The 5,890-nt window shown below is 57.1% G+C and carries 3 rRNA genes; all 3 read left to right on the top strand.

Going from position 1 to position 5,890, the window contains the following annotated elements:
* Nucleotides 1-175: 175 nt before the first annotated feature.
* The 3 genes from GVV77_RS17900 (at nucleotide 176) to rrf (ending at nucleotide 5,829) form a co-directional block, all read left to right on the top strand.
* Nucleotides 176-1,702, top strand: a 16S ribosomal RNA gene (locus tag GVV77_RS17900).
* Between the two features lie 542 nt (nucleotides 1,703-2,244).
* Nucleotides 2,245-5,417 (top strand): 23S ribosomal RNA (locus tag GVV77_RS17895).
* A 295-nt stretch (nucleotides 5,418-5,712) separates the two neighbouring features.
* Nucleotides 5,713-5,829 (top strand): 5S ribosomal RNA (rrf, locus tag GVV77_RS17890).
* The 16S, 23S and 5S rRNA genes sit together here, the layout of an rRNA operon.
* The last annotated feature ends 61 nt before the right edge of the window (nucleotides 5,830-5,890 follow it).

The following is a 5,890-nucleotide window of genomic DNA, read 5'->3' as shown; positions in this document are numbered from 1 at the left end:
TGTTGTTTGAGAACTCAATAGTGTGCCAAGTTTGTTGATACCGATTGTTTTTTGATTGGTTGAATTGGCTGGTCTGCCGCACCCCGTGTGGTGGGCTGGTTTTTTTGGCTGGTTTCGAATTTTGTGCAGCAGGGGTTCCCGTTTTCCCGGGGGCTTGTGTTGTGTCTGTAATGCATTTACGGAGAGTTTGATCCTGGCTCAGGATGAACGCTGGCGGCGTGCTTAACACATGCAAGTCGAACGATGATCCGGTGCTTGCACCGGGGATTAGTGGCGAACGGGTGAGTAACACGTGAGTAACCTGCCCTTGACTCTGGGATAAGCCTGGGAAACCGGGTCTAATACCGGATATGACTGCCGGCCGCATGGCCTGGTGGTGGAAAGCTTTATTGCGGTTTTGGATGGACTCGCGGCCTATCAGCTTGTTGGCGGGGTAATGGCCCACCAAGGCGACGACGGGTAGCCGGCCTGAGAGGGTGACCGGCCACACTGGGACTGAGACACGGCCCAGACTCCTACGGGAGGCAGCAGTGGGGAATATTGCACAATGGGCGCAAGCCTGATGCAGCGACGCCGCGTGAGGGATGAAGGCCTTCGGGTTGTAAACCTCTTTCAGTAGGGAAGAAGCGAAAGTGACGGTACCTGCAGAAGAAGCGCCGGCTAACTACGTGCCAGCAGCCGCGGTAATACGTAGGGCGCAAGCGTTATCCGGAATTATTGGGCGTAAAGAGCTCGTAGGCGGTTTGTCGCGTCTGCCGTGAAAGTCCGGGGCTTAACTCCGGATCTGCGGTGGGTACGGGCAGACTAGAGTGCAGTAGGGGAGACTGGAATTCCTGGTGTAGCGGTGAAATGCGCAGATATCAGGAGGAACACCGATGGCGAAGGCAGGTCTCTGGGCTGTAACTGACGCTGAGGAGCGAAAGCATGGGGAGCGAACAGGATTAGATACCCTGGTAGTCCATGCCGTAAACGTTGGGCACTAGGTGTGGGGGACATTCCACGTTTTCCGCGCCGTAGCTAACGCATTAAGTGCCCCGCCTGGGGAGTACGGCCGCAAGGCTAAAACTCAAAGGAATTGACGGGGGCCCGCACAAGCGGCGGAGCATGCGGATTAATTCGATGCAACGCGAAGAACCTTACCAAGGCTTGACATGAACCGGAATGGCGCAGAGATGTGTCAGCCACTTGTGGCCGGTTTACAGGTGGTGCATGGTTGTCGTCAGCTCGTGTCGTGAGATGTTGGGTTAAGTCCCGCAACGAGCGCAACCCTCGTTCCATGTTGCCAGCGGGTTATGCCGGGGACTCATGGGAGACTGCCGGGGTCAACTCGGAGGAAGGTGGGGACGACGTCAAATCATCATGCCCCTTATGTCTTGGGCTTCACGCATGCTACAATGGCCGGTACAAAGGGTTGCGATACTGTGAGGTGGAGCTAATCCCAAAAAGCCGGTCTCAGTTCGGATTGAGGTCTGCAACTCGACCTCATGAAGTTGGAGTCGCTAGTAATCGCAGATCAGCAACGCTGCGGTGAATACGTTCCCGGGCCTTGTACACACCGCCCGTCAAGTCACGAAAGTTGGTAACACCCGAAGCCGGTGGCCTAACCCCTTGTGGGAGGGAGCCGTCGAAGGTGGGACCGGCGATTGGGACTAAGTCGTAACAAGGTAGCCGTACCGGAAGGTGCGGCTGGATCACCTCCTTTCTAAGGAGCGCCTTCGGGTGCCGGCCCAACCAGAGTGTTGGGTGTGGTGCCTGCAAGGAGAGCCCATAGCGCGGGCGTTTGTTCCGCGGTGGGTGCTCATGGGTGGAATATCAACGAATAGTTTGGGTTCTTTTCCCGGTTGCCGCTAGTACGGCGCCCTGGTGTCCTGCCGGTGTCCCTTTGGGGGTGCGGTGCGGGTGGCCGGTGCGTCTGGAACGCCGGTGGGCGGTGGAGGGGATGGAAGCGTTTGGCACACTGTTGGGTCCTGAGATAACAGGGCCCTGTTTCTCGTGGTTGTCCGTGGTGTCCCCTGGTGGGGTGCCGGCGGGCGGGTGCGGGGGGTGGGGTGTGTTGTTTCTGGTTTTCCCGCGCATGCCGCGTCGTCGTGTCCCTTGGGGGTGCGGGGGGTGGGTGTGATGGGGTTGTTGGTTGAGAACTGCATAGTGGACGCGAGCATCTTAAAAAGAAGCAATTTCTTAGATAGACCTGGTTCCGGATTCTGTCCGGGCCTGGTTTTCTCGATATGTTTTTTGATCTTTTGTGGTCAAGTTTTTAAGGGCACACGGTGGATGCCTTGGCATCAGGAGCCGAAGAAGGACGTGGGAATCTGCGATAAGCCTGGGGGAGTTGATAACCGAACGGTGATCCCAGGATGTCCGAATGGGGAAACCCCGCCGGGGGCGCCTTGTGCGTGATCCGGTGACCCGTACCTGAACACATAGGGTGCGTGGAGGGAACGTGGGGAAGTGAAACATCTCAGTACCCACAGGAAGAGAAAACAACAGTGATTCCGTTAGTAGTGGCGAGCGAACGCGGAAGAGGCTAAACCAGTGGTGTGTGATAGCCGGCGGGCGTTGCATCACTGGGGTTGCGGGACTTTCCGTATCAGTTCTGCCGGACTGGTGAAATGTGTGCAGGCGTATAGGTGAACGGGTTTGAAAGCCCGGCCGGAGAGGGTGTAAGTCCCGTAACCGTAATGCGTGCTGCCGTTTGGAGAGTATCCCAAGTAGTACGGGGCCCGAGAAATCCCGTGCGAATCCGCCAGGACCACCTGGTAAGCCTAAATACTCCCTGATGACCGATAGCGGACCAGTACCGTGAGGGAAAGGTGAAAAGTACCCCGGGAGGGGAGTGAAACAGTACCTGAAACCGTGTGCCTACAAACCGTCGGAGCAGTGCGTGATTTATCACGGTGCTGTGACGGCGTGCCTTTTGAAGAATGAGCCTGCGAGTTAGTGTTACGTCGCGAGGTTAACCCGTGTGGGGAAGCCGTAGCGAAAGCGAGTCTGAACAGGGCGACCGTAGTGGCGTGATCTAGACCCGAAGCGAAGTGATCTACCCATGGCCAGGTTGAAGCGACGGTAAGACGTCGTGGAGGACCGAACCCACTTCAGTTGAAAATGGAGGGGATGAGCTGTGGGTAGGGGTGAAAGGCCAATCAAACTTCGTGATAGCTGGTTCTCCCCGAAATGCATTTAGGTGCAGCGTTGCGTGTTTCTTACCGGAGGTAGAGCTACTGGATGGCTAATGGGCCCTACAAGGTTACTGACGTCAGCCAAACTCCGAATGCCGGTAAGTCAGAGCGCAGCAGTGAGACTGTGGGGGATAAGCTTCATAGTCGAGAGGGAAACAGCCCAGACCACCAACTAAGGCCCCTAAGCGTGTGCTAAGTGGGAAAGGATGTGGAGTTGCCCAGACAACCAGGAGGTTGGCTTAGAAGCAGCCACCCTTGAAAGAGTGCGTAATAGCTCACTGGTCAAGTGATTCCGCGCCGACAATGTAGCGGGGCTCAAGTACACCGCCGAAGTTGTGGCATTCACATATCAGCCAAGCCGGGGATTCGTTCCCCTGAGTTCAGGCGTGTGGATGGGTAGGGGAGCGTCGTGTGGGCAGTGAAGCCGCGGTGGAAACCAGCGGTGGAGCCCACACGAGTGAGAATGCAGGCATGAGTAGCGAAAGACGGGTGAGAAACCCGTCCGCCGGATGATCAAGGGTTCCAGGGTCAAGCTAATCTGCCCTGGGTAAGTCGGGACCTAAGGCGAGGCCGACAGGCGTAGTCGATGGACAACGGGTTGATATTCCCGTACCGGCGAAAAACCGCCCATACCGAACAGGGGACACTAACCGCCCGAAACCTGCCCGACCGCCCTTGTGGTGGAAGGGTTTTGGTGGAGCGCGGGACCTGAGCCTGGGAGGTAAGCGTATTAACAGGTGTGACGCAGGAAGGTAGCCAAGCCGGGCGATGGTTGTCCCGGTCTAAGGATGTAGGGCAGGACGTAGGCAAATCCGCGTCCTTGTGTTCAATCACGCGCCTGAGATCTGATGGGACCCCCGTATGGGGGAATTTGGTGATCCTATGCTGCCGAGAAAAGCATCGGCGCGAGGTTTTAGCCGCCCGTACCCCAAACCGACACAGGTGATCAGGTAGAGAATACTAAGGCGATCGAGAGAATTATGGTTAAGGAACTCGGCAAAATGCCCCCGTAACTTCGGGAGAAGGGGGGCCCCAACCGTGACGGCGACTTGCTTGCCTGAGCGGATCGGGGCCGCAGAGACCAGGGGGAAGCGACTGTTTACTAAAAACACAGGTCCGTGCGAAGTCGCAAGACGATGTATACGGACTGACTCCTGCCCGGTGCTGGAAGGTTAAGAGGACCGGTTAGTTCCGCGCTTGCGCGGTGCGAAGCTGGGAATTTAAGCCCCAGTAAACGGCGGTGGTAACTATAACCATCCTAAGGTAGCGAAATTCCTTGTCGGGTAAGTTCCGACCTGCACGAATGGAGTAACGACTTCCCCGCTGTCTCAACCATAAACTCGGCGAAATTGCAGTACGAGTAAAGATGCTCGTTACGCGCAGCAGGACGGAAAGACCCCGAGACCTTCACTATAGTTTGGTATTGGTGTTCGGTGTGGCTTGTGTAGGATAGGTGGGAGACTGTGAGACCCGGACGCCAGTTCGGGTGGAGTCATCGTTGAAATACCACTCTGGTCACTCTGGATATCTAACTTCGGCCCGTAATCCGGGTCAGGGACAGTGCCTGATGGGTAGTTTAACTGGGGCGGTTGCCTCCTAAAAAGTAACGGAGGCGCCCAAAGGTTCCCTCAGCCTGGTTGGCAATCAGGTGGCGAGTGTAAGTGCACAAGGGAGCTTGACTGTGAGAGAGACATCTCAAGCAGGGACGAAAGTCGGGACTAGTGATCCGGCGGCACATTGTGGAATGGCCGTCGCTCAACGGATAAAAGGTACCTCGGGGATAACAGGCTGATCTTGCCCAAGAGTCCATATCGACGGCATGGTTTGGCACCTCGATGTCGGCTCGTCGCATCCTGGGGCTGGAGTAGGTCCCAAGGGTTGGGCTGTTCGCCCATTAAAGCGGTACGCGAGCTGGGTTTAGAACGTCGTGAGACAGTTCGGTCCCTATCCGCTGCGCGCGCAGGAAATTTGAGAAGGGCTGTCCTTAGTACGAGAGGACCGGGACGGACGAACCTCTGGTGTGTCAGTTGTACTGCCAAGTGCACCGCTGATTAGCTACGTTCGGATGGGATAACCGCTGAAAGCATCTAAGCGGGAAGCCCGCTTCAAGATGAGATTTCCATACACCTAACCGTGTGAGAGGCCCCCAGCCAGACCACTGGGTTGATAGGCCGGATGTGGAAGCAGGGACCAACGACCTGCGAAGCTGACCGGTACTAATAAGCCGATAACTTACACCACACCACCACCGCAGGAACAAGGGACTTCAAACCCCGTTCCACTTCACGCGGAGGTGCAAAGATCGAATGCTACGCGTCCACTATGCGGTTCCCAACCAACAACAGGAACCACCCCCCCAGCCACCACCAGGGCACAACCCCGGAGGCGGACACCACGGGGGCACCACCACAACTGAATACACGTCCAGCACAGGCAAGACGTAACAGGCTTACCACCCCAGGACACCCAGCCACCCCACCCCCACACCAGGGGCACAGGCCAGGCACCGGGAACACCGGGGAACGGTACAACGAGTTACGGCGGTCATAGCGTGGGGGAAACGCCCGGTCCCATTCCGAACCCGGAAGCTAAGACCCACAGCGCCGATGGTACTGCACCCGAGAGAGTGTGGGAGAGTAGGACACCGCCGGACCACCCTTAAAATGCAGGCCCCACCACCGGTGGGGCCTGCACCCCTTTAACCACCCACCACC

The sequence above is a fragment of the Arthrobacter zhaoguopingii genome, assembly GCF_009828605.1.
GTDB classification, from domain to species: domain Bacteria; phylum Actinomycetota; class Actinomycetes; order Actinomycetales; family Micrococcaceae; genus Arthrobacter_D; species Arthrobacter_D zhaoguopingii.
Note: the sequence above shows the minus strand (reverse complement) of the source record. Positions and strands in the feature narration are given on the sequence as shown.